At 72.7% G+C, this 22,098-nt stretch carries 24 protein-coding genes; 14 read left to right on the forward strand and 10 right to left on the reverse strand.

Going from position 1 to position 22,098, the window contains the following annotated elements; translation table 11 throughout:
* Window positions 1-205: 205 nt before the first annotated feature.
* The 4 genes from ACLBX8_RS08920 to ACLBX8_RS08935 all read left to right on the forward strand — a co-directional run bounded on the left by ACLBX8_RS08920 (window position 206) and on the right by ACLBX8_RS08935 (window position 4,592).
* Window positions 206-946, forward strand: a complete 741-nt coding sequence (locus ACLBX8_RS08920; protein ID WP_447714992.1) for a GntR family transcriptional regulator — start codon at window positions 206-208, stop codon at window positions 944-946.
* An 86-nt stretch (window positions 947-1,032) separates the two neighbouring features.
* Window positions 1,033-2,268, forward strand: coding sequence for an MFS transporter (locus ACLBX8_RS08925; protein WP_447698178.1), 1,236 nt, complete (start codon window positions 1,033-1,035; stop codon window positions 2,266-2,268).
* Window positions 2,269-2,272: 4 nt separating this feature from the next.
* A complete protein-coding gene (locus tag ACLBX8_RS08930; RefSeq protein ID WP_447698179.1) occupies window positions 2,273-3,193 on the forward strand; it encodes an amidohydrolase family protein in 921 nt (306 codons plus the stop codon).
* 40 nt (window positions 3,194-3,233) lie between these two features.
* Window positions 3,234-4,592, forward strand: a complete 1,359-nt coding sequence (locus ACLBX8_RS08935) for an MFS transporter (protein ID WP_447714993.1) — start codon at window positions 3,234-3,236, stop codon at window positions 4,590-4,592.
* A 14-nt stretch (window positions 4,593-4,606) separates the two neighbouring features.
* Here ACLBX8_RS08935 and ACLBX8_RS08940 read toward each other — a convergent pair whose 3' ends face one another.
* Genes ACLBX8_RS08940 through ACLBX8_RS08950 form a run of 3 tightly spaced genes read right to left on the reverse strand, consistent with a single transcriptional unit; the run spans window position 4,607 to window position 7,505 of the window.
* Window positions 4,607-5,398 carry an ABC transporter ATP-binding protein gene (locus ACLBX8_RS08940; RefSeq protein ID WP_447714994.1) on the reverse strand — a complete coding sequence of 264 codons (792 nt, stop codon included), beginning with the start codon at window positions 5,396-5,398 and terminating at the stop codon, window positions 4,607-4,609.
* The gene (locus ACLBX8_RS08945) at window positions 5,392-6,396 is read right to left on the reverse strand and encodes an ABC transporter permease (protein ID WP_447714995.1); all 1,005 of its coding nucleotides are present in this window, start codon (window positions 6,394-6,396) and stop codon (window positions 5,392-5,394) included. Before ACLBX8_RS08945 ends, ACLBX8_RS08940 begins: the two co-directional genes overlap by 7 nt.
* 8 nt (window positions 6,397-6,404) lie before the next feature.
* On the reverse strand, window positions 6,405-7,505 hold the full coding sequence (locus tag ACLBX8_RS08950) for an ABC transporter substrate-binding protein (RefSeq protein ID WP_447714996.1): 1,101 nt from the start codon (window positions 7,503-7,505) through the stop codon (window positions 6,405-6,407).
* A 489-nt stretch (window positions 7,506-7,994) separates the two neighbouring features.
* Here ACLBX8_RS08950 and ACLBX8_RS08955 point away from each other — a divergent pair, with 489 nt between their 5' ends.
* From ACLBX8_RS08955 to ACLBX8_RS08980, 6 genes are all read left to right on the forward strand, one after another.
* Complete coding sequence (locus ACLBX8_RS08955) at window positions 7,995-9,140, forward strand: acyl-CoA dehydrogenase family protein (RefSeq protein ID WP_447680716.1); 1,146 nt, start codon at window positions 7,995-7,997, stop codon at window positions 9,138-9,140.
* A 27-nt stretch (window positions 9,141-9,167) separates the two neighbouring features.
* Window positions 9,168-10,262, forward strand: a complete 1,095-nt coding sequence (locus ACLBX8_RS08960) for an LLM class flavin-dependent oxidoreductase (RefSeq protein WP_091977919.1) — start codon at window positions 9,168-9,170, stop codon at window positions 10,260-10,262.
* Window positions 10,262-11,200 (forward strand): ABC transporter substrate-binding protein, encoded by a 939-nt coding sequence (locus ACLBX8_RS08965; protein WP_447698184.1) that lies wholly within the window; start codon window positions 10,262-10,264, stop codon window positions 11,198-11,200. Before ACLBX8_RS08960 ends, ACLBX8_RS08965 begins: the two co-directional genes overlap by 1 nt.
* Window positions 11,201-11,219: 19 nt before the next feature.
* Window positions 11,220-11,768 (forward strand): cupin domain-containing protein, encoded by a 549-nt coding sequence (locus ACLBX8_RS08970; protein ID WP_020091041.1) that lies wholly within the window; start codon window positions 11,220-11,222, stop codon window positions 11,766-11,768.
* Between the two features lie 19 nt (window positions 11,769-11,787).
* Window positions 11,788-13,140 (forward strand): LLM class flavin-dependent oxidoreductase, encoded by a 1,353-nt coding sequence (locus tag ACLBX8_RS08975; RefSeq protein WP_447698185.1) that lies wholly within the window; start codon window positions 11,788-11,790, stop codon window positions 13,138-13,140.
* A gap of 128 nt (window positions 13,141-13,268) precedes the next feature.
* Window positions 13,269-13,649 carry a response regulator gene (locus tag ACLBX8_RS08980; RefSeq protein WP_447698186.1) on the forward strand — a complete coding sequence of 127 codons (381 nt, stop codon included), beginning with the start codon at window positions 13,269-13,271 and terminating at the stop codon, window positions 13,647-13,649.
* 24 nt (window positions 13,650-13,673) lie between these two features.
* Here the strand turns inward: ACLBX8_RS08980 and ACLBX8_RS08985 are convergent, their stop codons facing one another.
* Both ACLBX8_RS08985 and ACLBX8_RS08990 read right to left on the reverse strand, forming a co-directional pair.
* The gene (locus ACLBX8_RS08985; RefSeq protein ID WP_020091038.1) at window positions 13,674-14,534 is read right to left on the reverse strand and encodes a hypothetical protein; all 861 of its coding nucleotides are present in this window, start codon (window positions 14,532-14,534) and stop codon (window positions 13,674-13,676) included.
* A 57-nt stretch (window positions 14,535-14,591) separates the two neighbouring features.
* Window positions 14,592-14,867 carry a hypothetical protein gene (locus ACLBX8_RS08990; protein WP_091927737.1) on the reverse strand — a complete coding sequence of 92 codons (276 nt, stop codon included), beginning with the start codon at window positions 14,865-14,867 and terminating at the stop codon, window positions 14,592-14,594.
* A 154-nt stretch (window positions 14,868-15,021) separates the two neighbouring features.
* Here ACLBX8_RS08990 and ppk2 point away from each other — a divergent pair, with 154 nt between their 5' ends.
* The 3 genes from ppk2 to ACLBX8_RS09005 all read left to right on the forward strand — a co-directional run bounded on the left by ppk2 (window position 15,022) and on the right by ACLBX8_RS09005 (window position 17,096).
* A complete protein-coding gene (gene ppk2 / locus ACLBX8_RS08995) occupies window positions 15,022-15,969 on the forward strand; it encodes a polyphosphate kinase 2 (RefSeq protein ID WP_447698187.1) in 948 nt (315 codons plus the stop codon).
* A 78-nt stretch (window positions 15,970-16,047) separates the two neighbouring features.
* The gene (locus ACLBX8_RS09000) at window positions 16,048-16,296 is read left to right on the forward strand and encodes a hypothetical protein (protein ID WP_128083267.1); all 249 of its coding nucleotides are present in this window, start codon (window positions 16,048-16,050) and stop codon (window positions 16,294-16,296) included.
* Window positions 16,297-16,868: 572 nt separating this feature from the next.
* Complete coding sequence (locus ACLBX8_RS09005) at window positions 16,869-17,096, forward strand: hypothetical protein (protein ID WP_020091033.1); 228 nt, start codon at window positions 16,869-16,871, stop codon at window positions 17,094-17,096.
* Between the two features lie 7 nt (window positions 17,097-17,103).
* Here ACLBX8_RS09005 and ACLBX8_RS09010 read toward each other — a convergent pair whose 3' ends face one another.
* Window positions 17,104-18,072: a helix-turn-helix domain-containing protein gene (locus ACLBX8_RS09010; RefSeq protein ID WP_447714997.1), complete on the reverse strand. Its 969-nt coding sequence runs from the start codon at window positions 18,070-18,072 to the stop codon at window positions 17,104-17,106.
* A gap of 121 nt (window positions 18,073-18,193) precedes the next feature.
* Here ACLBX8_RS09010 and ACLBX8_RS09015 point away from each other — a divergent pair, with 121 nt between their 5' ends.
* A complete protein-coding gene (locus ACLBX8_RS09015) occupies window positions 18,194-18,637 on the forward strand; it encodes a MucR family transcriptional regulator (protein ID WP_447698188.1) in 444 nt (147 codons plus the stop codon).
* 51 nt (window positions 18,638-18,688) lie between these two features.
* Here ACLBX8_RS09015 and ACLBX8_RS09020 read toward each other — a convergent pair whose 3' ends face one another.
* From ACLBX8_RS09020 to ACLBX8_RS09035, 4 genes are all read right to left on the reverse strand, one after another.
* A complete protein-coding gene (locus ACLBX8_RS09020; protein ID WP_447698189.1) occupies window positions 18,689-19,207 on the reverse strand; it encodes a hypothetical protein in 519 nt (172 codons plus the stop codon).
* Window positions 19,208-19,238: 31 nt separating this feature from the next.
* Window positions 19,239-19,790: a hypothetical protein gene (locus ACLBX8_RS09025; RefSeq protein WP_447714998.1), complete on the reverse strand. Its 552-nt coding sequence runs from the start codon at window positions 19,788-19,790 to the stop codon at window positions 19,239-19,241.
* Between the two features lie 165 nt (window positions 19,791-19,955).
* Complete coding sequence (locus tag ACLBX8_RS09030; RefSeq protein WP_447714999.1) at window positions 19,956-20,894, reverse strand: pirin family protein; 939 nt, start codon at window positions 20,892-20,894, stop codon at window positions 19,956-19,958.
* 135 nt (window positions 20,895-21,029) lie between these two features.
* Window positions 21,030-22,061, reverse strand: coding sequence for an aldo/keto reductase (locus tag ACLBX8_RS09035; protein ID WP_091927733.1), 1,032 nt, complete (start codon window positions 22,059-22,061; stop codon window positions 21,030-21,032).
* Between the last annotated feature and the right edge of the window lie 37 nt (window positions 22,062-22,098).

The raw sequence follows: 22,098 nt of genomic DNA on the forward strand, positions 1-22,098 counted from the left end.
GCGCCGACCCTGACGGGTCTCTCGAGACGTACGATATTCGACCATCCGCGCCTCGCTGGACCATGATCCCGGGAAATCCCGGCGGAAACCCGCGGCCCGGCGAATGGGTCCTGTACTGCGACGCTGTGGACCACGGGATCGGCGCGCGCCGGCACCACTCCGTCGCCCATTGGCGCCTGCCGGCGATAGTCATACAGTCATACACATGACCGTCGTGACCGCACCCCAGCCCGATCTCCGCTTGCCGCTCTACCAGCGCCTGCGGGACGAGATCGCCTTCCAGATCGCCCGCAACGTCTGGCGGTCGGGCGAACCGATCCCCACGGAGGCGGAACTGGCGGCGACCCACCGCGTCGCCATCGGCACCGTGCGCAAGGCGATCGACGTCCTCGTCGCCGACGGCCTCGTCGAGCGGCAGCAGGGCCGCGGCACCTTCGTGCGGCGGCCGCGCTTCGACCGGTCCCTGTTCCGCTTCTTCCGGCATCTCGGCCCGGACGGAACCCAGGCGGTGCCGGAGGGTCGGATCCTGTCGCGCGAGGCCTGTCCGGCCCCCGCGACCGTCCGCGAGTCCCTCGGCCTGGACGCGCGCGGCGACGCGATCCGGCTGATCCGGACACGCCACCTCCAGGGCCGCCCGATCCTGTCCGAGACGATCTGGCTGCCGGCCGCGCGGTTCGCGCCGCTCCTCGAAGCCCCGCTGACGCAGATCGGCGACCTCCTCTACCCCGCCTACGAGCGTCTCTGCGGCGAGATCGTCGCCCGCGCCGAGGAGACCCTGACCGTCGGCATCGCCGACGCGACCGACGCGGGGCGCCTCGCGATCGCCGACGGGGATCCGGTCGTCGTCATCGAGCGCCTCGCCTTCGGCTTCGATGCCCGCCCGATCGAGTGGCGGGTGACGCGCGGCGCCGCCCGGGACTTCCGGTATCAGGTCGACATACGCTGAAAGGCGGGCGCCTTGACGTGCCAGCCCTCGCGTGCTCATCTATTCATATAAATGACTAGTCCTCTTCGGAGGACGGAGGAAAGCCCGTGTTCCGCTGGTACCGAGAGGTCGGTCCGGTCGAGCGTCGCACCTTCTGGGCCTGTCTGGGCGGGTGGTCGCTCGACGCCCTGGACGTGCAGATGTTCAGCCTCGCCATTCCCGCGCTGGTCGCGAGCTTCGGCCTGAGCCGCTCGGAGGCCGGCCTGATCGGCGCGGTCACGCTCGTGGCGGCGGCGATCGGCGGCTGGCTCGGCGGCCTCGCGGCGGACCGGATCGGCCGCGTCCGGGCCCTCCAGATCACGGTGCTGTGGTTCGCGGTCGCGACCTTCCTGGCGGCCTTCGCGCAGAGCTTCGCCCAGCTGCTGACCCTGAAGGCGCTGCAGGGGATCGGCTTCGGCGCCGAGTGGGCGGCCGGCGCCGCGCTCATGGCGGAGGCGATCCGGCCCGAGCACCGCGGCCGGGCGCTGGGCGCCGTCCAGGGCGGCTGGGCGCTCGGCTGGGGCGCGGCCGTGCTCCTGTCCACGGCGGCGTTCTCGGTGCTGGATCAGGAGACGGCCTGGCGAGCCCTGTTCGCCTGCGGCCTCGCGCCGGCACTCCTCCTGCTCTACCTCCGCCGCTCCGTCCCGGAACCCGCGCGGCCGGTCGGAAGGACGGCCGGGCCGCCGGCCGGATCGCTCGCGATCTTCGCGCCCGGCCTGCGCCGGATCACGGTGCTCGCGACGCTGCTCGGCCTCGGCGCCCACGGGGGCTTCCACGCCCTGTTCACGTGGCTGCCCACCTACCTGAGCGTCGAGCGCGGCGCCTCGGTCCTCGGGACCGGGCTCTACCTCGCCATCATCATCGCGGCCTTCGGCCTGGGCTGCCTCGTCGCCGGCGGCCTCGTGGACCGGCTCGGCCGCCGCCGGACCGTGGCGCTCTACGCCGCCGGCTGCATGGCCCTGGTCGTCCTCTACCTGCTGCTGCCGGTCGGCGGCACGGGCCTGCTCCTCCTCGGGGCGCCCCTCGGCTTCTGCACGGCCGGAATCCCCGCGAGTCTCGCGGCGCTGTTCAGTGAGCTCTTCCCGGACGGGCTGCGCGGGACCGGGATGGGCTTCTGCTACAACGCCGGCCGCCTCGCCTCCGGCCTGCTGCCCCTCGGCGTCGGCCTGCTCAGCGAGATCTGCGGCCTCGGCCCGGCGATCGGCCTGTCGGCCCTCGGCGCCTACGGGCTCGTCCTCCTCGCCGTCGCGCTCCTGCCGGATCGGCAGCCCGGCGGCGCGCTGATCCCCCAGACCGTGAGATGATCCGATGAACCGGCGCCACTTCTGCCGCACCCTGCTCGCGGGCAGCGTCACGCTCGCGCTTCCCGCCCGCGGCCGCGCGGCCGGGACTGGCTCCGCCGCCGACGCCGACGCCGGCGTCGCTGCGGTGGACACCCACGCCCACGTCTTCACCCGCTCCCTCACCCTCACGGGCGACCGGCGCTACGCCCCCGACTACGACGCGAGCATCGCCGATTACCGCGCCATGCTGGACCGGAACGGCATGGCCCGCGGCGTGCTGATCCAGCCGAGCTTCCTCGGCACCGACAACGGCTACATGGTCTCGGCCCTGCGATCCGCGCCGGAGCGGCTGCGCGGCATCGCCGTGCTGGCCCCGGAGGCCGAGACCGCGACCCTGCGCGACCTCGCCGGGCAGGGCGTCGTCGGCCTGCGTCTCAACCTGATCGGCCGGCCGGACCCGGATTTCGCCGGCCCGGTCTGGCGCGCCCACCTCGCGCGCGTCGCGGATCTCGGCTGGCAGATCGAGGTCCAGGCCGAGGCGCGGCGCCTCGCGCGGCTGCTGCCGCCGCTGATCGCGGCGGGCGTCCCCGTGGTGGTCGACCATTTCGGCCGGATCGACCCCGCCCTCGGCATCGCCGATCCTGGCTTCGCCGACCTGCTCGGCTTCGGCCGCGGCGGCCGCGTCTGGGTCAAGCTCTCGGGCGCCTACCGCATCGGCAGCGGCGAGGCCGGCCGGCAGACGGCGGTGCAGGCCGCCGAGCGCCTGCGCGGCGCCTTCGGGGCGCGGCGCCTGCTCTGGGGCAGCGACTGGCCGCACACGCAGTTCGAGACCCAGGCCAGCCCGGCCGAGGCCCGGCGCGACCTCGACGCCTGGGTGCCGGACCCGGCCGAGCGCCGGATCGTCATGGCCGAGACGCCCGCCGAACTCTTCCGCTTCGACCGCTAGGCCGAGGCGGGCCCGCCCGAATTCCAGCGAGGACAGGACCATGGCAACACCGACCACGCCACACGCGGCGGACGCGGCCGCCTTCGAGAGCCGAACGATGCGGAAGGTCGGCCTGCGCCTGATCCCCTTCCTCGTGCTCTGCTACTTCATCGCCTATGTCGACCGGGTGAATGTCGGCTTCGCGGCGCTGACCATGAACCACGATCTCGGCCTCTCCGCCGCGGCCTTCGGCCTGGGCGGCGGCCTGTTCTTCGTGGCCTACGTCCTGTTCGAGGTGCCGAGCAACCTCGCCATGGAGCGCGTCGGCGCGCGGATCTGGATCGCGCGGATCATGATCACCTGGGGGCTCGTCGGCATCGGCTCGGCCTTCGTCACCGGTCCGCTGAGTTTCGCCACCGCCCGCTTCCTGCTCGGCGCGGCCGAGGCCGGGTTCTTCCCCGGCGTGATCCTGTACCTGACCTACTGGTTCCCCAAGGCCTACCGGGCGCGGATCGTGGCGATGTTCATGGTCGCGATCCCGCTCTCCAGCTTCTTCGGCTCGCCGCTCTCGGCGGCGCTCCTCACCCTCGACGGCGCCGCGTCCCTGCGCGGCTGGCAGTGGCTGCTGATCATGGAGGCGGTCCCGGCCGTCATCCTCGGCGTCGCCGCCCTCGCGCTGCTGCCGAGCCGGCCGGCCGAGGCGACCTTCCTGAGCCCGGCGGAGCGCGGCTGGCTGACGGACCGGCTGGAGACCGAGCGGCGCGCCGCCGAGGCGGGCGCCGGGCACCACGCCCACGGCCTCGCGGCGGTCTGGGCGGTGCTCGCCAGCCGGCAGGTCTGGCTGCTCGCCGTGATCTACGCGGGCAGCTCGGCCACCAGCAACACGCTGTCGCTGTGGATGCCGCAGATCCTCAAGGGGTTCGGCCTCAGCAACCTGCAGACCGGCCTGCTGAACATGATCCCGTTCGGCATCGCCTCGGTCTTCATGATCGTCTGGGGCCTGCGGGCGGACCGCAGCGGCGAGCGGATCTGGAGCACGGCCCTGCCGCTGGCGCTGACCTCGGTGAGCTTCGCCCTGACGCTGCTGACCGGCTCGCTCTGGATGACGCTGGTCCTGCTCTCGCTGGTCCTGCTCGGCAACTACGCGATCAAGGGCCCGTTCTTCGCCCTGGCGACCGAGACGCTGCCGCCGGCCCAGACGGCCGCCGGCATCGCGGCGATCAACACCCTGGCGCATCTCGGCACCGGGGCGATCACCTCGCTGATCGGGGTGCTGCGCGAGCAGACCGGCAGCTTCCCCGTCGCCCTGCTCCCGCTCTGCGCCCTCACCGGCGCCGGCTGCGCCCTGGTCTTCTGGATCGGCCGGCACCGGCCGCGGGCAGCGGCCGTCGGGGCGGCCCCGTCGGCGGCGCGGGGCTGACGCGGCGGCGACGCTCAGGCCGGCTGGCCGAGGATTCCCAGGATCTCCCGGCGCAGCCGCACGATCTCGGGATCGTCGCGGTGGCGCGGATAGGGTACCGCGACCGGCAGCGCGGCCCGGATCGCGGCCGGGCGGTCGGAGAGCACGATCACGCGCTCGGCCAGGACCAGCGCCTCCTCGACGTCGTGGGTGACGAGGAGCGCGGTGAAGCGCTTCTCCTGCCAGAGCCGCAGGATCTCGGCCTGCATGGCCAGCCGCGTCAGGGCGTCGAGCTTGCCCAGCGGCTCGTCGAGGAGCAGCAGGCGCGGCTCGTTGACGAGCGCCCGGGCGAGGGCCGCCCGCTGCGCCATGCCGCCGGAGAGCTGGTGCGGGTAGACATCCGCGAAGCCGGACAGGCCGACGAGCCCCAGCGCCCGGTCGACCCGGGCCGCCCGCGACCGCCCGACGCCGCGGGCCTCGAGCCCGAGGGCGACGTTGCCGCGCACGGTCCGCCACGGATAGAGCGTCGGGTCCTGGAAGACGAGGAGCCGGGACGGGTCCGGCCCCTCCACGAGGTCGCCGTCGACCCGGATCGCGCCCTGGTCGGGCGGCTCCAGGCCGGCGACGAGCCGCAGCAGGGTGGACTTGCCGCAGCCCGAGGGGCCGAGCAGCGCGACGAAGCCGCCGGGCTCCACGTCGAGGCTCACCCGGTCGAGGACCGGCAGGGGCGCGCCGCGGATCGCGAAGGCGTGGCTGACGGACTCGACCGCCAGGCGGGCCCCGGCGCTCTGGGCGGCGGGGCGTTCGAGGGTTGCGGCGGCTACCATTGCACCAGCCCCTTCTGCCACGCGAGCAGGCGGTCGCGCAGGCGGAACAGCAGCGTGATCAGGGAGGAGCACATCAGCGCCATCACGATCAGCGCCGCGTACATGTTGGCGTAGGCGGCCCAGCCCTGCGCCCACTGGAGGTACCAGCCGAGGCCGGACTTCACGCCGAGCATCTCGGCGACGACCAGCACCGCGAAGGAGCCGCCGAGCCCCATGAACAGCCCGACGAAGACGTGCGGCAGCGCCGCCGGGATCGCCACGCGCAGGATCAGGAAGCCGCGCGAGGCGCCGAGCGTCCGCGCCACGTCGAAATAGGCCTTGTTGACGCCCGCCACCCCCGACCAGGTCAGCACCGTGACCGGGAAGCCGGTCGCCAGCGCCACCAGGAAGGTGCTGGCCGACCACGAGGACGGGAAGACGAAGAAGGCGAGGGGCAGCCATGCCGTGGCCGGCAGCGGCCCGACGAAGCGCAGAACGGGATGGGCCCAGTAGCACACCGCCCGGAAGGTGCCGATGGCGACGCCCAGGACGAAGCCGGTCGCCGCCCCGATGGCGTAGCCGCCGGAGAGGAGGATCAGGGAGTTGAGGATGCTGCCGCCGAGCTTCGGCCAGTCGTCGAGGAAAACCTCCAGGATCGCCTGGGGCGAGGGGAAGAACGGCATCGGCAGCAGGGCGAGCTTCGCCGTGACCGCCTCCCAGGCGATTAGCGCCAGGGCCAGCGCCGCGAGCCAGGGGCTCCCGTGCCGCAGCCGCGACCCGAGGGCGCCGAGGCGGCCGGCCACGGGCGCGAGGGCCAGGAGGGCGAGACCGAGCGCCGCCGCGCCGGACCCGAGGGCTGCGGTCTCGGGCAGGTCGTCCGCCTCGGGCAGGCCGAGGGTCACGCCGGCCAGGGCGAGCCAGGCGCCGCCCGCGAGGACGATCCGCCAGGGCGGCCGCGGCAGCCTTCGGGACGGGGCGGCGGCCCGCGGGGCGACGCCGGCGGCGATGCTTCCGGACATGGCGCGCCTCAGCTCAGCACGTCGGCGTAGATCCGCTCGGCGAACTTCGCCGTGTCGGTGGACCGCCGCAGGACGTTCACCTGCTTCAGCTCGTCCCCGTAGAGCGCGAGCTGCTGCTTGAGATCGCCGCCGACCGGGCTGTCGCCGTGCTGCTGGCTGCGCAGCATCGCGGCGAGATCCGCGATCGAGCCCTTGCCGCCGTAGCCGGAGAAGGCCCGGGCCGCGGCCTCGGGATCCCGGTGGACGGCGTGGCCGCCCTCCAGGATCGCCCGGGTCAGCGCGGCCGCCACCGCGCGGTCGTTCCGGATCAGGCTGCCGCGGGCGGCCACGACGCAGCAGGTGCGGGTGGCGAACTCGCCCGACAGGTTGGTGGCGACCTCGGTGAAGCGCGGGTCCTTCAGCCAGATCCAGGTCCGCGGGTCGGAATCGGCCAGCGCCTGCGCCTCGCCCTTCTCCACCGCGAGGTTGAGCAGGTCGGCCGGGTACTGCCGCCACTCGACCCCGCTCTCCGGATCGATCCCCGCCTTGGCGAGCAGCAGGCCGAAGAAGTTCTTGGCCGGGCTCGCCTGGTCGCTGATCGCGATCGTCTTGCCCTTCAGCCCGGCGATGTCGGCGATGCCGGAGGATTGGGCGCTGAGCAGCCGCAGGCAGCCGCCGTGCAGCCCCGCGGTGATCTTCACGTCGAAGCCCTGTTCCAGGGGCTTGAGCCAGCGCAGGGCCATGCCGATCCCGGCATCGGCCTTGCCCGTGGCGATCGCCTCCAGCAGGGCCTCGGTCGAGCCGCCGAAATTGACGAACTCCACGTCGAGGCCGTGCCGGGCGAAGATTCCCTGCTCCTTGGCGAGCGGCGCGGCCGCCGTGCAGATGGCCGTGGCGTTCCAGGCCAGCTTGACCGTCCGGAGCGGGCCCGCGGGCGCCTCCGCGGCGGCGGGTCGGCAGAGCGGGCCGGGGTCGAACGGCGCCCCCGGTCCGGGTGCCCAGGCGCGGCCGGTGCCCATGCCGAGGCCGAGCGGCAGGGCGGCGGCCGCGGCGCCCACCTGGAGCAGGCGCCGCCGGGAGGGCGAGGGATCGGAGGAGGGGCTGCCCGGTCGGGAGGGCGCGTCGGTCATCTCGGGTCTCCGGGCCGCGCGACCGCGCGGCGGGAACGGCGCGCGTCACCGCACCGGTGGCGCGACCGGGCGGATCTGGCGTCCTCGTCTTCGGGAATGATCCGTCGAGGGATCAGGGTGCCGAGTATTCGATCGCTACAGGACCGAGTCAACGAAAGCGTTTTCTCTATTTTCGCGCGATCGGGTAAGATCATTCACGGATCGGTGCCGTCGCGCGGCGCACAGGCGCCCCGTCTCATCGGCGAGGGGCGTCGTTCGTCTGTCTCTCGATGAGGGGATCCCGAACTATGACCGGGTAACGATCGATTCCGGTTTCCAGCGGGCGGAAACACGTTCTTCTTCACCGTCCGATGACGCGGCAACATCCTCCTTCCGATCCATGAATATTCGGAACGGCATTCCGTTGACGCGACCCGGGTCCCGGCGGACCATCGCGGCTCCCGGGATGGCGCCGCGCGGCCGCCCGCCGATCACGTCGCCGAACACCCCATGACCGTCGCCGTCCCGCCCCCCGACATCGTCAGCAGCCTCGCCGGACGGCTCGCCGCCCGCGCGGCCGACCACGACCGCGCGGGGACCTTCCCGCACGACTCCCTCGCGGCGCTCCGGGAGGCCGGGCTCCTGGCCGTCACCGTGCCGCGGCGTCTCGGCGGCGGCGGTGCGGGTCTCGCGCGGGCCGCCGCTCTGGTGCGCGCGCTCGGCGCCGCCGACCCGGCGACCGCCCTGGTCGTGGCGATGCAGTACCTTCAGCACGGGCTGATCCACCGGCCCGACACCCCGTGGCCGCGCGCGCTCGCCGACGCGGTCGGCGCGGCGGCGGTGGCGCGCGGGGCGCTGATCAACGCCCTGCGGGTCGAGCCCGAACTCGGGACGCCCTCGCGGGGCGGCCTGCCGGCCACGGTGGCCCGCCGCGACGGCGCGGGCTGGCTGATCTCCGGGCACAAGATCTACGCGACCGGGGCGCCGGGGCTCGCCTACGGCCTCGTCTTCGTCCGCACCGACGAGGCGGAGCCGCGCACCGGCACCGTCCTGGTGCCGTTCGACGCGCCGGGCATCCGCATCGCGGAGACCTGGGACCATCTCGGCCTGCGCGCCTCCGGCAGCCACGACGTCCACTTCACGGACGTGCCGATCCCCGGGGACCACGCCGTCGACCTGCGGCCGCCGGGCGGCTGGTCGGGGCCCGATCCCTGGCAGCAGGCCTGGAGCTGCACCCTGCTCGCCGCCCTCTACGACGGCGTGGCCCGGGCGGCGCAGGACTGGTTCACCGGCTTCCTGCGGGCGCGCCGGCCCGGCAGCCTCGGGGCGCCGCTGGCGAGCCTGCCGCGCTTCCACGAGGCGGTCGGCGAGAACGAGCGGCTGCTCGCCGTCAACGCGCGCCTCGTCGCCGGGCTCGCCGCCGAGGTCGATGCGGGACATCCCCCGCCGCCGCGCGAGTCCGGCTTCGTGAAGCTCACCGCCACGGAGAACGCCGTCGCGGCGGTCCAGCGCGCCGCGGAGCTGTCCGGCAACGCCGGCCTGTCCCGGGCGAACCCGCTGGAGCGGCACCTGCGCGACGTCCTGTGCGCGCGCATCCACTGGCCGCAAGGGGACGCCGTCCGCGCCGCCGCCGGCAGGGCCGCCCTCGGCGCCTGAACCCGCCCTCGACCCGGAGATCGCACCATGAGCCTGCTTCCCCCCGATGCCGTCGAGTTCATCGGCTTCGTCGCCCCCCGCCACACCTCCGAGATCCACCCGGCGGCGGGGCCGTCCATCGACCGCGACTACCTGAAGCTCCTGGCGCAGGCGCACGAATGGGGCGGGTTCGACCGGGTGCTGGTGGCCTTCCACGCGACCACGCCGGACGCGCTCCTGCTCGCCGGGCAGGTCGCCGCCGTGACCGAGCGGCTGGGGCTGATGATCGCCCACCGCACCGGATTCACGGCGCCCACCGTGGCGGCGCGGCAATTCGCGACCCTCGACCAGCTCACCGGCGGCCGGGTCGCGATCCACGTGATCAGCGGCGGCGACGACCGGGAACTCGCCCAGGACGGCGACCACCTCACCAAGGACGCGCGCTACGCCCGCACCCGGGAGTTCCTCGACATCGTCCGGCAGAGCTGGACCGCCGCGGAGCCGTTCGACTACGCGGGCGATCACTACCGGGTGGAGCGCGGCTTCTCCGAGGTGAAGCCGGTCAACGCGATCCCGGTCTATTTCGGCGGCGCCTCGCCGGCGGCGCTGGCGGTGGCCGGCCGCCACGCCGACACCTACGCCCTCTGGGGCGAGACCCACGCGCAGGTCGCCGAGCTGATCGGCCGGGTGCGGGCGGCGGCCGCGGCCCACGGGCGGGCGCCGCGCTTCAGCCTGTCGGTCCGGCCGATCCTCGCCGAGACCGAGGCGCGGGCCTGGGAGCGCGCCGAGGACATCCTGGCCCGGACCCGGGCCGTCCGGGCCGCCAAGGGCCTCGGCCCGGCGGCGACGCCGCAGAACGAGGGCTCCCGGCGGCTCCTCGCGGCCGCGGCCGCGGGGCCGCGCCACGACAAGCGCCTGTTCACCGCCATCGCGGCCGAGACCGGGGCGGCGGGCAACTCGACCGCCCTGGTCGGCACCCCCGAGCAGGTCGCCGACGCCCTGCTCGACTATCACGACCTGGGCGTGCGGACCTTCCTGATCCGCGGCTTCGACCCGCTGGAGGACGCGCTCCAGTACGGCCGGTCGCTGCTGCCCGCCGTCCGCGCCGCCCTCGGGCGCCGCGGCGCCGCCGAGGCCGCCTGATGCGCGCCGTCATCCTCGCCCTGCTGGCGCTCCTGGCGGTCCGGCCGGCGCACGCGCAGGAGGTGCTGCGGGTCGGCGACCAGCGCGGCAACGCCCGCGCGCTGATGGAGGCGGCCGGCGTGCTCGACGGGCTGCCCTACCGGCTCGACTGGAGCGAGTTCCCGGCGGCCGCGCCCCTGCTCGAGGCGCTGAACGCCGGCGCGATCGACGCGGGCGGCGTCGGCGACGCGCCCTTCACCTTCGCGGCCGCCGCCGGGGTGCCGGTGAAGGCCTTCCTAGCCTTCCGCAACCGGCAGGACGGGCTGGCGATCCTGGTGCTCAAGGAATCGCCCCTCCGCACCGTGGCCGACCTGAAGGGCAAGCGCGTCGCCACGAACCGCGGCTCGATCGGCCATCAGGTGGTCCTGGCGGCGCTGGAGGAGGCGGGCCTGCCCGCCGACAGCGTGACCTTCAGCTTCCTGCCGCCGGCCGACGCCAAGATCGCGCTGGCCTCCGGGGCGGTCGACGCCTGGTCGACCTGGGAGCCCTACACCTCCACGGCGGAGCTCGCCGGCCTCGTCCGGGTGATCCGCGACGGCAACGGCATCACCCCGGGCCTGACCTTCGCGGTGGCGAGCGACGACGCGATCCGCACCAAGCGGGCGCTGCTCGCCGATTTCGGCGCGCGCCTCGCCCGCGCCCGGGAATGGGCCCTGAAGGATCCGGCGCCCTACGCGTCCGTCTGGTCGAAGCTCATCGGCCTGCCGGAGGCGGTGCCGCGGCGCTGGTTCGGCCGCGCCGCCTACCGGGCCGTCCCGATCGACGCGTCCGTGATCGCCGACGAGCAGCGCAACATCGATCTCTACGTCCGCGCCGGGCTGATCCCGAAGGCCCGCGCGCCGCGGGCCGAGGCGATCCTCGACACGAGCGTCTCGCAAACCGCCGCCGCCGTGCAATGATGGCGCGGGAGGACCCGACATGCACGACCACGGCGACGACCACGGCCACAGCCACGATCATGGCCACGCCCACGATCACGCCCACGATCACGCCCACGACCACGGCGCGTCCGAGCGCTGGAAGCACGACGGCGTTCGGGTGATCCCCGGCGACCGGCTCGACGCCAACACCGCGCAAACGCCCGGCATGTACCGGCAGGCCGCGATCAACGCCGCCCGGGTCGGCGCCCAGAAGATCTGGGCCGGCACGGTGGCGATCCAGCCCGACGCCAAGACCGGCGTGCACCACCACGGCGAACTGGAGAGCGTGATCTACGTGGTCTCGGGCCGCGCCCGGATGCGCTGGGGCGACCGGCTCGAATACGTCGCCGAGGCCGGGCCGGGCGACTTCATCTTCGTGCCGCCCTTCGTGCCGCACCAGGAGATCAACGCCTCGACCGACGAGCCGCTGCACTGCGTGCTGGTGCGCTCCGACAACGAGGCGGTGGTGGTCAACCTGCCCGACGTCGAGGCCGCCGAGGCGCCCGAGACGGTGTACTGGGTCGACCCGATCCACAAGCATCCGTGAGAGACTGGAGACGGCAGCGATGAGCCGGGACCGCCAGCTGCATCTCGGCGCCTTCATGCGCCCGGTCGGCATCCACACCGCGTGGTGGCGCTATCCGGGCGGCTATCCGGACGCGAACTTCAACTTCGAGCACCTGGCGCACTTCGCCCGGCGGCTGGAGGCCGCGAAGTTCGACGCGTTCTTCATGGCCGACCACCTCGCGGTGATGAACATGCCGGTGGCGGCGCTCCGCCGCTCGGCCACCGTGACGTCGTTCGACCCGCTGACCCTGCTGCCGGCGCTCGCCGTGCTCACCGATCGGATCGGCCTGATCGCCACCGCGTCGACAACCTACAACGAGCCCTACCACGTCGCCCGCAAGTTCGCCTCGCTCGACCACATCTCGAAGGGGCGGGCCGGCTGGAACCTCGTCACCTCCGGCAACCCGGACGAGGCCCTGAACTTCGGCCGCGACGCGCATCTGGAGCATGCCACCCGCTACGCCCGCGCCCGCGAGTTCTTCGACGTGGTGACCGGCCTGTGGGATTCCTTCGCCGACGACGCCTTCACGATGGATCCGGCGAGCGGCCTGTTCTTCGACCCGGCGAAGATGCGCGTCCTCGACCACCGCGGCGACTTCCTGAAGGTGAAGGGGCCGCTCAACGTCGCCCGGCCGGTGCAGGGCTGGCCGGTGATCGTCCAGGCCGGCGCCTCCGAGGCCGGCAAGCAGATCGCCGCCGAGACCGCCGAGATGGTGTTCGGCGCGGCCTCGACCCTGGAGGCGGCGCGGGCCTTCTACGCCGACGTGAAGGGGCGGATGCCGGCGGCGGGGCGCGACCCGGACCAGCTCAAGATCCTGCCCGGCTGCTTCATCGTCCTGGGCGAGACGGAGGACGAGGCGCAGGCCAAGAAGGCGCGCCTCGACGACCTCGTCCATCCCGACAGCGGCCTCGCCAACCTCTCGGTCCGCCTCGGCGTCGACGCGACGGGCTTCGCCCTCGACGCGCCGCTCCCGGAGCTTCCCGAGAGCAACGCCAGCAAGAGCGGGCAGGCCCAGATCGTCGACTACGCCCGCCGCACCGGCGCGACCGTGCGGGAACTCGCCCGCAAGGTCGGCGGCTACGGCGGCCTGCAGATGGTCGGCACGGCCGCGCAGGTGGCCGACCGCATGGAGGAGTGGCTGGAGACGCGCGCCTGCGACGGCTTCAACGTGATGTTCCCGTTCGTGCCCGAGGGTCTCGACGACGTGGTCGACCGGCTGGTGCCGGAGCTGCAGCGGCGTGGGCTGTTCCGCCGGGACTACGCCGGAACGACGCTGCGCGACCATCTCGGCCTCGCGCGGCCGGCCAACCGCTTCTTCCCGCCCGACGCCCCGGCTCGGCCAGGGGGCTGATCGACCCGCCGCGCGGGCCGGCGCTGTCCCGCGCCGTCGGGGTTCGTGGCGGATCATGCGAACGGCGCGAACCTCCGGTCGTGTCGCGCGGTTATTCTCGGATCGTCGCGCGCCGATGGGAGGGGATCGTGCCCGAGGCTGTTCCGCCCCTGTCCGGGTGCCGCGTCCTCGTCGTCGAGGACGAGTATCTCATCGCCAGCGAGGTCAAGCGCTGGTTGCACAGCGCCGGGGCCGAGGTGATCGGCCCGGTCCCGCGCGCGGATCTCGCCCTGGACCTGATCGCCGAGCAGACGCCCGACGCCGCGGTGCTCGACGTGAATCTGGGCGACGGGAACAGCGTCTATCCGGTCGCCGAGCGTCTCGGCGTCCTCGGCGTGCCGTACCTGTTCGCCACCGGCGACGTGCGGGTCACCGGCGCCTCGGCCCAGGCGAGCCGGCCCATCCTGGAGAAGCCGTTCGTGGCGGCAGAGCTGGTCCGGGCCTTGACCAGGCTCGTCGCGGCCGCCTGAGGCCGCCGCGCCGCCCGCGCGGCCTCAGAGGGGGCCCGGCCCGGGATGCGGGCCCATGCGCCGGCGGTCGTGCTCGATGGCGAAGACGTGGGCGTAGAGGTTCGCGACCCAGCCCCGTCCCTCGACCGTGAGGTCGAGGAACCGGATCGCGTCCCCGATCACGGGCTCGATCTTGCCCCAGAAGAACGACGGGTAGCGCTCCGCGAGGTCGGCCGGGCTGTCGTAGCCGAGTTCCGCGTTGACGCCGATCTCGGCGAATTCGTGGAATAGGGCGTTCAATTTGCGCGGGTAGAGCGGGTCGCCGAGCTGACCGATCAGGTCGGCCGCCCGCAGCAGGCCGGCCTCGGTCCCGGTCTCGCGATGGGAATCGTCCTCGGGGACCGGGAAGCGGGTCAGCTCGATCGCCCGGATGACCCGGGACGCGTCGACGAGATCGTGCGTGCCGAAGCGCTCCTGCACGGCCAGCTTCGAGCGTTCCACGTGGTAGGGCGCCAGCGCCGCGTCCGAGGCGCCCCGGGGCAGGCTGACGGTCGTGCCCTGCGCGTCGATGACGAAGGCCTGCAGCCGGTCTCCGGCGCAGACGCCGCGCACGTAGCCGATGTCGTGGTAGAGGGCGGCCAGGATCATGTGCAGCCAGTCCTCGGGCGTGATGCCCTGCTGCAGGAAGCGGCCGCGGAGGATGTCCTGGGCGACCAGGGTGACGAGGGCCGTGTGGTCGCCGTCGTGGTAGAGGGCGTCGCTCCCGACGATCCGCTCGATCGTCAGGCGCGCCGCGGCCTCGATGATCTCGGCGTAGCGCGGCTCCCGGCTGCCGAAGGTCCGCTGGTAGGTCAGGGCCAGGTGCTCGCCGAGGGCGTCGGCGAGCATCTTGGTCGCGTCGAACATGGGATCCTCGCCGTCAGCTGCGTCGGGCGGCGCCGCGCCCGGCCGGGTCAATGGAGATCACGCGGATCGCCCCCCGCGATCGACGAGCCGCTCCTCGAGATAGGCCGCCGCGTCCGCGTAGAGTTCGTAGCGGCGCAGCAGCACCGCCCGCTTCTCGGCCTTCGTCGCCGCGTCGAGCTTGGCGCGGGCCCTGTCGGCGCGGGCGCGCAGCTTCCCGGCGAGCTTCTCGAAGGCGGCATCGATGCGCGCGCCGACCTTCTCGCCCTCGGCGCGCGCCGGATCGGGGTCGTCCTGCCGGCGCTTCGGCCCGGCCCTCTTCGCTTCTCCAGCCATGACGCATCTCCGGTCGCCCCGATCGGTGGCGGAACCGTATGACGGAACGATCACGGGCGCGACATGGGATCGGCCGCCGCGGGCGCGGCGCTTTCTCAGGCGTGTCACGGAACGCTGCTCTAGGTCGGCCCCGCGACGCGCAGGAGAACCGGCGATGCGGCCCGACGACAGCTCTGCCCCGGATGCCACCTTGAACGCCAACTCGGATGCCACCCTGGAGGCGATCCGGCGTGACCTCGCCGACAGCTACGACGAGGAGCTGGAACTCGGGCTCGAGGAGGATCGCCTCGACCGGCTCGCGGCCGAGCTCGGCGGCGCGCCGCCCGATCATCTCGACCGCAAGGTCTATTTCCGCGCGCTGCTCCGGCTGCAGCACGAGCTGGTCCGGCTCCAGGACTGGGTGCAGGACCGGAAACTGCGCGTGGTCGTGCTGTTCGAGGGCCGCGACTCGGCCGGCAAGGGCGGCGTGATCAAGCGGATCACCCAGCGCCTCAATCCCCGCGTCTGCCGCGTCGCCGCCTTGCCTGCCCCGAGCGAGCGCGAGCGGACGCAATGGTATTTCCAGCGCTACGTCTCCCATCTGCCCGCCGGCGGCGAGATCGTGCTGTTCGACCGCTCCTGGTACAACCGCGCCGGCGTCGAGCGGGTCATGGGCTTCTGCACCGAGGCGGAGGTCGAGGAGTTCTTCCGGTCGGTCCCCGAATTCGAGCGCATGCTGGTGCGCTCCGGCATCGTCCTGGTAAAATACTGGTTCTCGATCACCGATGCCGAGCAGGAATTCCGCTTCCGGATGCGGATCCACGATCCGCTCAAGCAGTGGAAGCTGTCGCCCATAGACGTCGAGTCGCGGCGCCGCTGGGAGGACTACACCCGGGCCAAGGAGGACATGCTGGCGCGGACCCATATCCCCGAGGCGCCCTGGTGGGTGGTCGAGGCGGTCGACAAGCGACGGGCCCGCCTGAACTGTATCAGCCACCTGCTCGACCAGATCCCCTACGGCAGCGTGGAGCACCCGGCGGTCCACTTGCCCGAGCGCTTGCGGCACGCGGACTACGTGCGCGGCCCGGTTCCCGCCGCGATGATCGTTCCGGCCGCGTTCTGATCGCGGCGCGGAGACGGCGCGGGAGTCGTGATCCTGTCGCGGTGGCGCGGCTATAGCGCCGCCATGGCGAAGCGCCCCATGACTCTCGACCTGTTCACGACCCTGGATATCGTCGATGACGACGTCTCGGCCGTCGTCGACGCCTATCTGGCCGATCCCACGCCCGGTTCGGTGGCGTTCGGGGACGGCTTCCGCATCGACCCCGCGGCCGCGGTGGCCTCGCATCCCTTCGCCCGGACGCTGATCGATCAGCCCTGGGCCGATGCCGGGCTGCGCCGGGCCGCCATCCGCGCCGCCATCCTGCTGGCGGAGCCGGAGCGGGTCTGACCGGATCGGCCACCTTTCGCGCGACGGTCGCGCGATATTCGTTGGGCTGGCATGCGGCTGTCATCGCGCTGGCATACCGCTGTCATGCGGCCGTCATGGGCGGGATGGCAGGTCGCCGCCACGGCGAACCTCCCGACCCTATGCCGCCACTCCGCCCGCCCGGTCCTGCCGTGGCGGGCTTTTGTATGCCCGCGGCTCGGCCATCGCGACGACGCGCGTCGGATCCTACGCCTAAAACGGTAGGTGTGCCGACCTCCGACCACACGACGCCCGGTTGTAATCTGGGGCGGAGACGGCGCGGATGAACGGCGCGCCTTCACGGTGAACGATCGGTTTACCCAAACCGCACAATTGCGCCGACCGCTCCGATCCGGGCGCGATCGGCGGGCGTTCTACGGGCAGGTCCACCGGAGACGTGCTGACATGCTGATCCTCAACCCGATGACCGGCCAGATGGTCGAGGTGCGCGTGCCCCGGCCGAAGCCGAAGGCCGCCTGAGCGCGCCAGCTCTCCGTCCGCTCCCCCGCACGCCCGCGGCCCAGGCGGCGTGCCCCTCCAGCCCCGCACGACCCATGCTGCCGACCGATCTCGACCGACCCGCCGAACTGACCCTCTGGCCGGGCTATGCGCCGGCCCGGGTGGCCGTGTCGCACAGTTTCCCGACGCTGCGGGCCGCCCTCGCCGCCGCGGTCGCGGCGATCGATGCCGAGGATGCCAATCCCTGGATCATCACCGAGGGCGGCGACATCCTCGCTCCGGGATGGATCCGCGCGAACACCGCGGGCGCCGTCCTGCAGTAGCCGGACGTCAGCCGGCGAGCTGGTCCGCGCCGCGGTTGCGCCACCGGTACTCGCTCGGCGAGATCCCGTAGCTGTCCTTGAAGCGGCGGCTGAAATGGCTCTGGGTGCAGAAGCCGCAGCTGTAGGCCAGCTCTCCGACGGCCAGATGGGCGAAGCCGGGATCGGCGAGACGCTGCGCGGCGGTCTCCAGCCGCCGCCGCCAGATCCAGTCGGCGATGTTGCGGTCATGCTCGCGGAACAGGGCCTGGAGGTGGCGCAGCGACACGCCGACGGCCGCCGCGAGCCGGGCGGGGTCGAGGTTCAGGTCGCCGAGATGGGCCTCGATGTGGGCCAGCGCGCGCTGGAAGATCAGGACGCCCTGGATGTTCTTGGGGGTCTCGTGCGCGAGGCGTTCCGCGATGCTCGCGACGATGAGATCGACGCCGACCGACGCCATGCGGTTCGACATGTCCGGCGTCAGGCGCTCCGCGTTGCGGACCAGTTCCTGGAAAAAGGTCGTTACCATCGACGTGCCGACTTGATCCGCGCCGATCGTGAGGCACGTGAACCGGCGCGTCGAGCCGAGGGCGCGCTCCAGGGCCGCGCGCGGCAGCTCGACGAACAGCGTCTGCGTGTCGACGTCGGAGGCCATCGTCGCCGGCCGACGGTCCATCACGACGATGTCGCCGGGATTCTGGATCGCGGTGCGGTCGTCCTGCGCGCTGAACACGCGGCCCTTGAGCGTGATGGCGACGTTCAGGGTCTCGTACTTGCCGTGCCGGCGGATCGTGTCCGGGGTCGCGACGGTGGTGACGGCGCTCTGCGTCACGCGCGTGATCAGCAGCGGCCCGACCTCCGCGGCCTCCAGCGTGCCGGTGAAAGCGTGCGCCACGGCAGGCGTAAGTTCGACCGGCACGATCCGCTCGAAGATCGTCTCACGCCAGAGGCGGAAACTGTCTTTCGGCTTGAAATCCGCCGTCGAGAACAAAGTCCTCATCGTAAATTCTTGTATTCATGCTTCGCCGCGCGCGCTCGGGAAAACGGTAGCACGCTTTCAGGCAAGCGCAACGGCGCCGACCAACCTAAGAAGGTTCTCGACCTTGTCAGGAGCCCATAACGTGTCCGATTCGTCCCTCGTCAGCCCCCAATCCAATATCGTGCTGACGGCAGGGCTCGTCGCTGCCTATGTATCGAACAATCGGGTTCCGACCGCCGACCTCCCGACCCTGATCGCGCAGTGTCACGACGCGATCACCGCGCTGGCCGCCAACGGGGCGGCGTCGATCGAGGCTTCGGGGGACACCGACGCGCTGCGCGACCGGCCTACCGCCGCGCAGATCCGCAGCTCGATCCGGCCCGACGGCATCGTGAGCTTCATCGACGGGCGCCGGTACAAGACGCTCAAGCGCCATCTCACGGCCCACGGCCTGCACCCGCAGAGCTACCGCGAGCGCTACGGTCTGCCGGCCGACTATCCGATGGTCGCGCAGGAATATGCCGAGCGCCGGTCCGCGCTGGCGCGCTCCATCGGCCTCGGCGTGCCGGGCGAGCGCGCCGCCTGAGCCGACCCGCCTCGGCAGGCCGCGGCCGATTCGTGGCTGGCGCTCCCGGCCTCAGGCGGCCGCGTGCCGCCCGTCGGGCAGCAGATCCCGGCTCGCCTGCTCGATCCGTTTGAGCCAGTCCTCGGCCGCCGCCGCCCGCAGGGTCGCGGCCTCGGCCCGCGCCTCGGCCTCCCGGACGCGCCGGTCGGCTTCCGCCTCGCGTTCGAGGATCTGCCGCGCCGCCTGCGCCCGCGCCTCCTCCAGGAGCGCCCGCAGGGTCCGGATCTCCTGCTGGGCGGCCTCCAGATCCGCGGCCAGGGTCTCGCAGGCGGTCGATTGCTGGTGCAGGCGCTGATCCTGCGCCTGCTTCGCGACGGTCGCGGCCGACAGGGTGTCGAGGATCTGGCTCCAGTCCGCCACCGGCCGCGACAGCGTCTCCGAATCGGGTTCGGGGGACGCTTCGGAACGCGCCGCCGGGCTCGGCGCGTCGGCCGTGCGGGTGCCGTCGGCGATCCCCGGAACCGGCTCCGTCGGTTCTCCGCGCTCGCGCGCGATGCGGGCGTCGAGCTGGGCCCAGAACGTCGCGTTCATCGCCGTGGCGGTTCCGCCGGGTCCGCGCCGGTCACGAAGCCGCCCGCGTCGCGGAGGTCCGGGCGCGGGCGTCCTGTGTGCTGCCCGCCTGGCCGGTCACCTGTCCGCCCGGCTGCATCACGAATTCCGCGTCGATCGTCTCGGCGATGCGCTGGAGCATCTGCTCCGCCGCCGCGGCCCGCTCCTCGGCGGCCGCGGCCCGGTCCTCGGCGGCCTGGATCAGCTTGATCGCCTGCGCGTGGACCTCGTGGGTCTCCCGCTCGGCCGCCAGCACCTGGGCGCGGGCCGCGTCCATGTCGGCGCGCACCTGCCGCAGCAGGTCCTGGACGTGCGTCTCCTGCTCCTGCGCCCGGTCCTCGACGTCCCGGATATAGCGCGCCGCGCCCTGCACCCGCTCCAGCAGGTCGGGCCACCGCTCGACCGGCGACGGGTTCTGGTTGCGCCCCTGCGCCGAGACGCGCTCGTCCGCGGCGAGCAGGACGAGGTTGCCGGTGCGGATCCGGGTCGTCGGCTCGCGGGCGTCGCGCGCGACGGCATCGATCTGGTCCAGCGCCTCGACCTTGGGGTGCTTCGTCTGTTCCATCACGCGTCCTGCCGACAGGGTGCAGCGCAAGCCTTCGGTGAGGCATCGGCGTCCGCCTCACACCGACGGAAAATGGTTAACAACTCCTTAATGTTCGCGCTAGGGTTGCGCTGCCGCGGCGATACCCGCGCGACGTCGCGCGGGACCGCCGGATTGCGGGCCGTCTCACGGGTAGCGGACGGGCTGCGGGTCCTCCGGCAGCGGGATGAACTCGGCGTCGTTCGGCACGGTGTCGAACCGACCCTGGCGCCAATCCTCCTTGGCCTGCGCGATCCGCTCGGGCCGGGACGAGACGAAGTTCCACCACAGGTGGCGCGGGCCGTCCATTGGCTCGCCGCCCAGCACCATGAACCGGGCCGATTCCGTGGCGCGCACGCTGATGCGGTCGCCGGGGCGGAACACCAGCAGCTGGCCGGGGCCGAAGCCGTCGCCGGCGATCTCGATGGCGCCCGCGACCGTGTAGATCGCCCGCTCGTCGTAGGTCGGATCGAGGGGCAGGACGGCGCCGGCCTCGAGGGCCACGTCGGCGTAGACCATCGGGCTCGAGGTCCGGACCGGCGAGCGCGCGCCGAAGGCCTCGCCGGCGATCAGCCGGACGGTCTTGCCCTCGCCGGTGAGGACCGGCAGCGCGGCGGCGTCGTAGTGCTCGAAGGCGGGGGCGTTCTCCTCGTCCCGGTCCGTCAGCGCGACCCAGCTCTGGATGCCGAACAGGCGGGAGCCGGTCTGACGCAGCCTCGGGGCGGTGCGTTCCGAGTGCGTGATGCCGCGGCCGGCGGTCATCCAGTTCAGCTCGCCCGGCCGGATCGGCAGCTCTGTGCCGAGGCTGTCGCGGTGCATGATCTCGCCGTCGAACAGGTAGGTGACGGTGGAGAGGCCGATATGCGGGTGCGGCCGCACGTCCATGCCCTGCCCGAGGAGGAATTCCGAGGGGCCCATCTGGTCGAAGAAGATGAAGGGGCCGACCATCCGGCACTCGGTGGAGGGCAGCGCCCGGCGCACCGCGAAGGAGCCGAGATCGCGCGAGCGGGGCACGATCAGGGTCTGGATCGCGTCGCAGCTGAAATGGTCGCCCGGGATCGGGTCATCGGCACTGTGCCAGCTCATCGCCTTGCTCCTCCGCGCGGGGATCGGCCCCCCATCCGCAGGCATCCTGGACCGGGAGCGTCCGGGTTGGAACAGAAACGATCGAAACGCATCGTTTCCGAAAAATCGCCCGATCGTCCCGGCCGGGGCGACGGCCTACCAGGGTGTCGGCTTGGGGTTGCGCTCGTCGAAGCCGCGCTGGTGCCAGTACGGGTAGATCGGGGTCTCCTGGCTCGCCGCGTCGAGCCGGGCGACCTGCTCGGCCGTCAGGGTCCAGCCGAGGGCGCCGAGGTTCTGCTTCAACTGCTCCTCGTTGCGGGCGCCGACCACGATGTTGCACACGGTCGGCCGGGTCAGCAGCCAGTTGAGCGCGACCTGCGCCACCGTCTTGCCGGTCTCGGCCGCCACGGCGTCGAGGGCGTCGACCACGCCGAACAGGTAGTCGTCGGAGACCGGCGGCCCGCCCTCGGCGCCGCCGGCGGCGATGCGGCCGCTCTGGTTGGCCTGTCCGCGGCGGATCTTGCCGGTGAGGCGGCCCCAGCCCAGCGGGCTCCAGACCATCAGGCCGACGCCCTGGTCGAGGCCGAGCGGCATCAGCTCCCACTCGTAGTGGCGGCCGATCAGCGCGTAGTAGCCCTGGTAGGCGACGTAGCGGGCGAGCCCGTGGCGCTCGGAGGTCGCGAGCGCCTTCATCAGCTGCCAGCCCGAGAAGTTGGAGGCGCCGATATAGCCGATCTTGCCCGCGCGGGTGAGGTCGTCGAGCGCCCGCAGCGTCTCGTCCACGGGGGTCAGCGCGTCGAAGCCGTGCATGAAGTAGACGTCGATATGGTCGGTGCCGAGCCGCTTCAGGCTGGCCTCGCAGGCGCGGATCAGGTGGTAGCGCGACGAGCCGACCTGGTTCAGCTCGTCGTTGAACCGGAAGGTCGCCTTGGTGGAGATCAGCGCCCGGTCGCGCTTGCCCTTCAGGGCCTGGCCCAGGATCTCCTCCGAGGCGCCGCCCGAGTAGATGTCGGCCGTGTCGAAGAAGTTGACGCCGGAGTCGAGGCAGAGATCGACCATGCGGGTCGCCTCGGCGACGTCCGTCTGCCCCCAGCGCTGGAAGAATTCGTTCGTGCCGCCGAAGGTGCCGGTGCCGAAGCTGAGCACCGGCACGGTGAGGCCGGAGCGTCCGAACTGCCTGTAGTCCATCGGGTCCTCGTCGCGATCGCGGCCGCCGCGCGGCGGC

The organism is Methylobacterium sp. D48H, assembly GCF_053345715.1.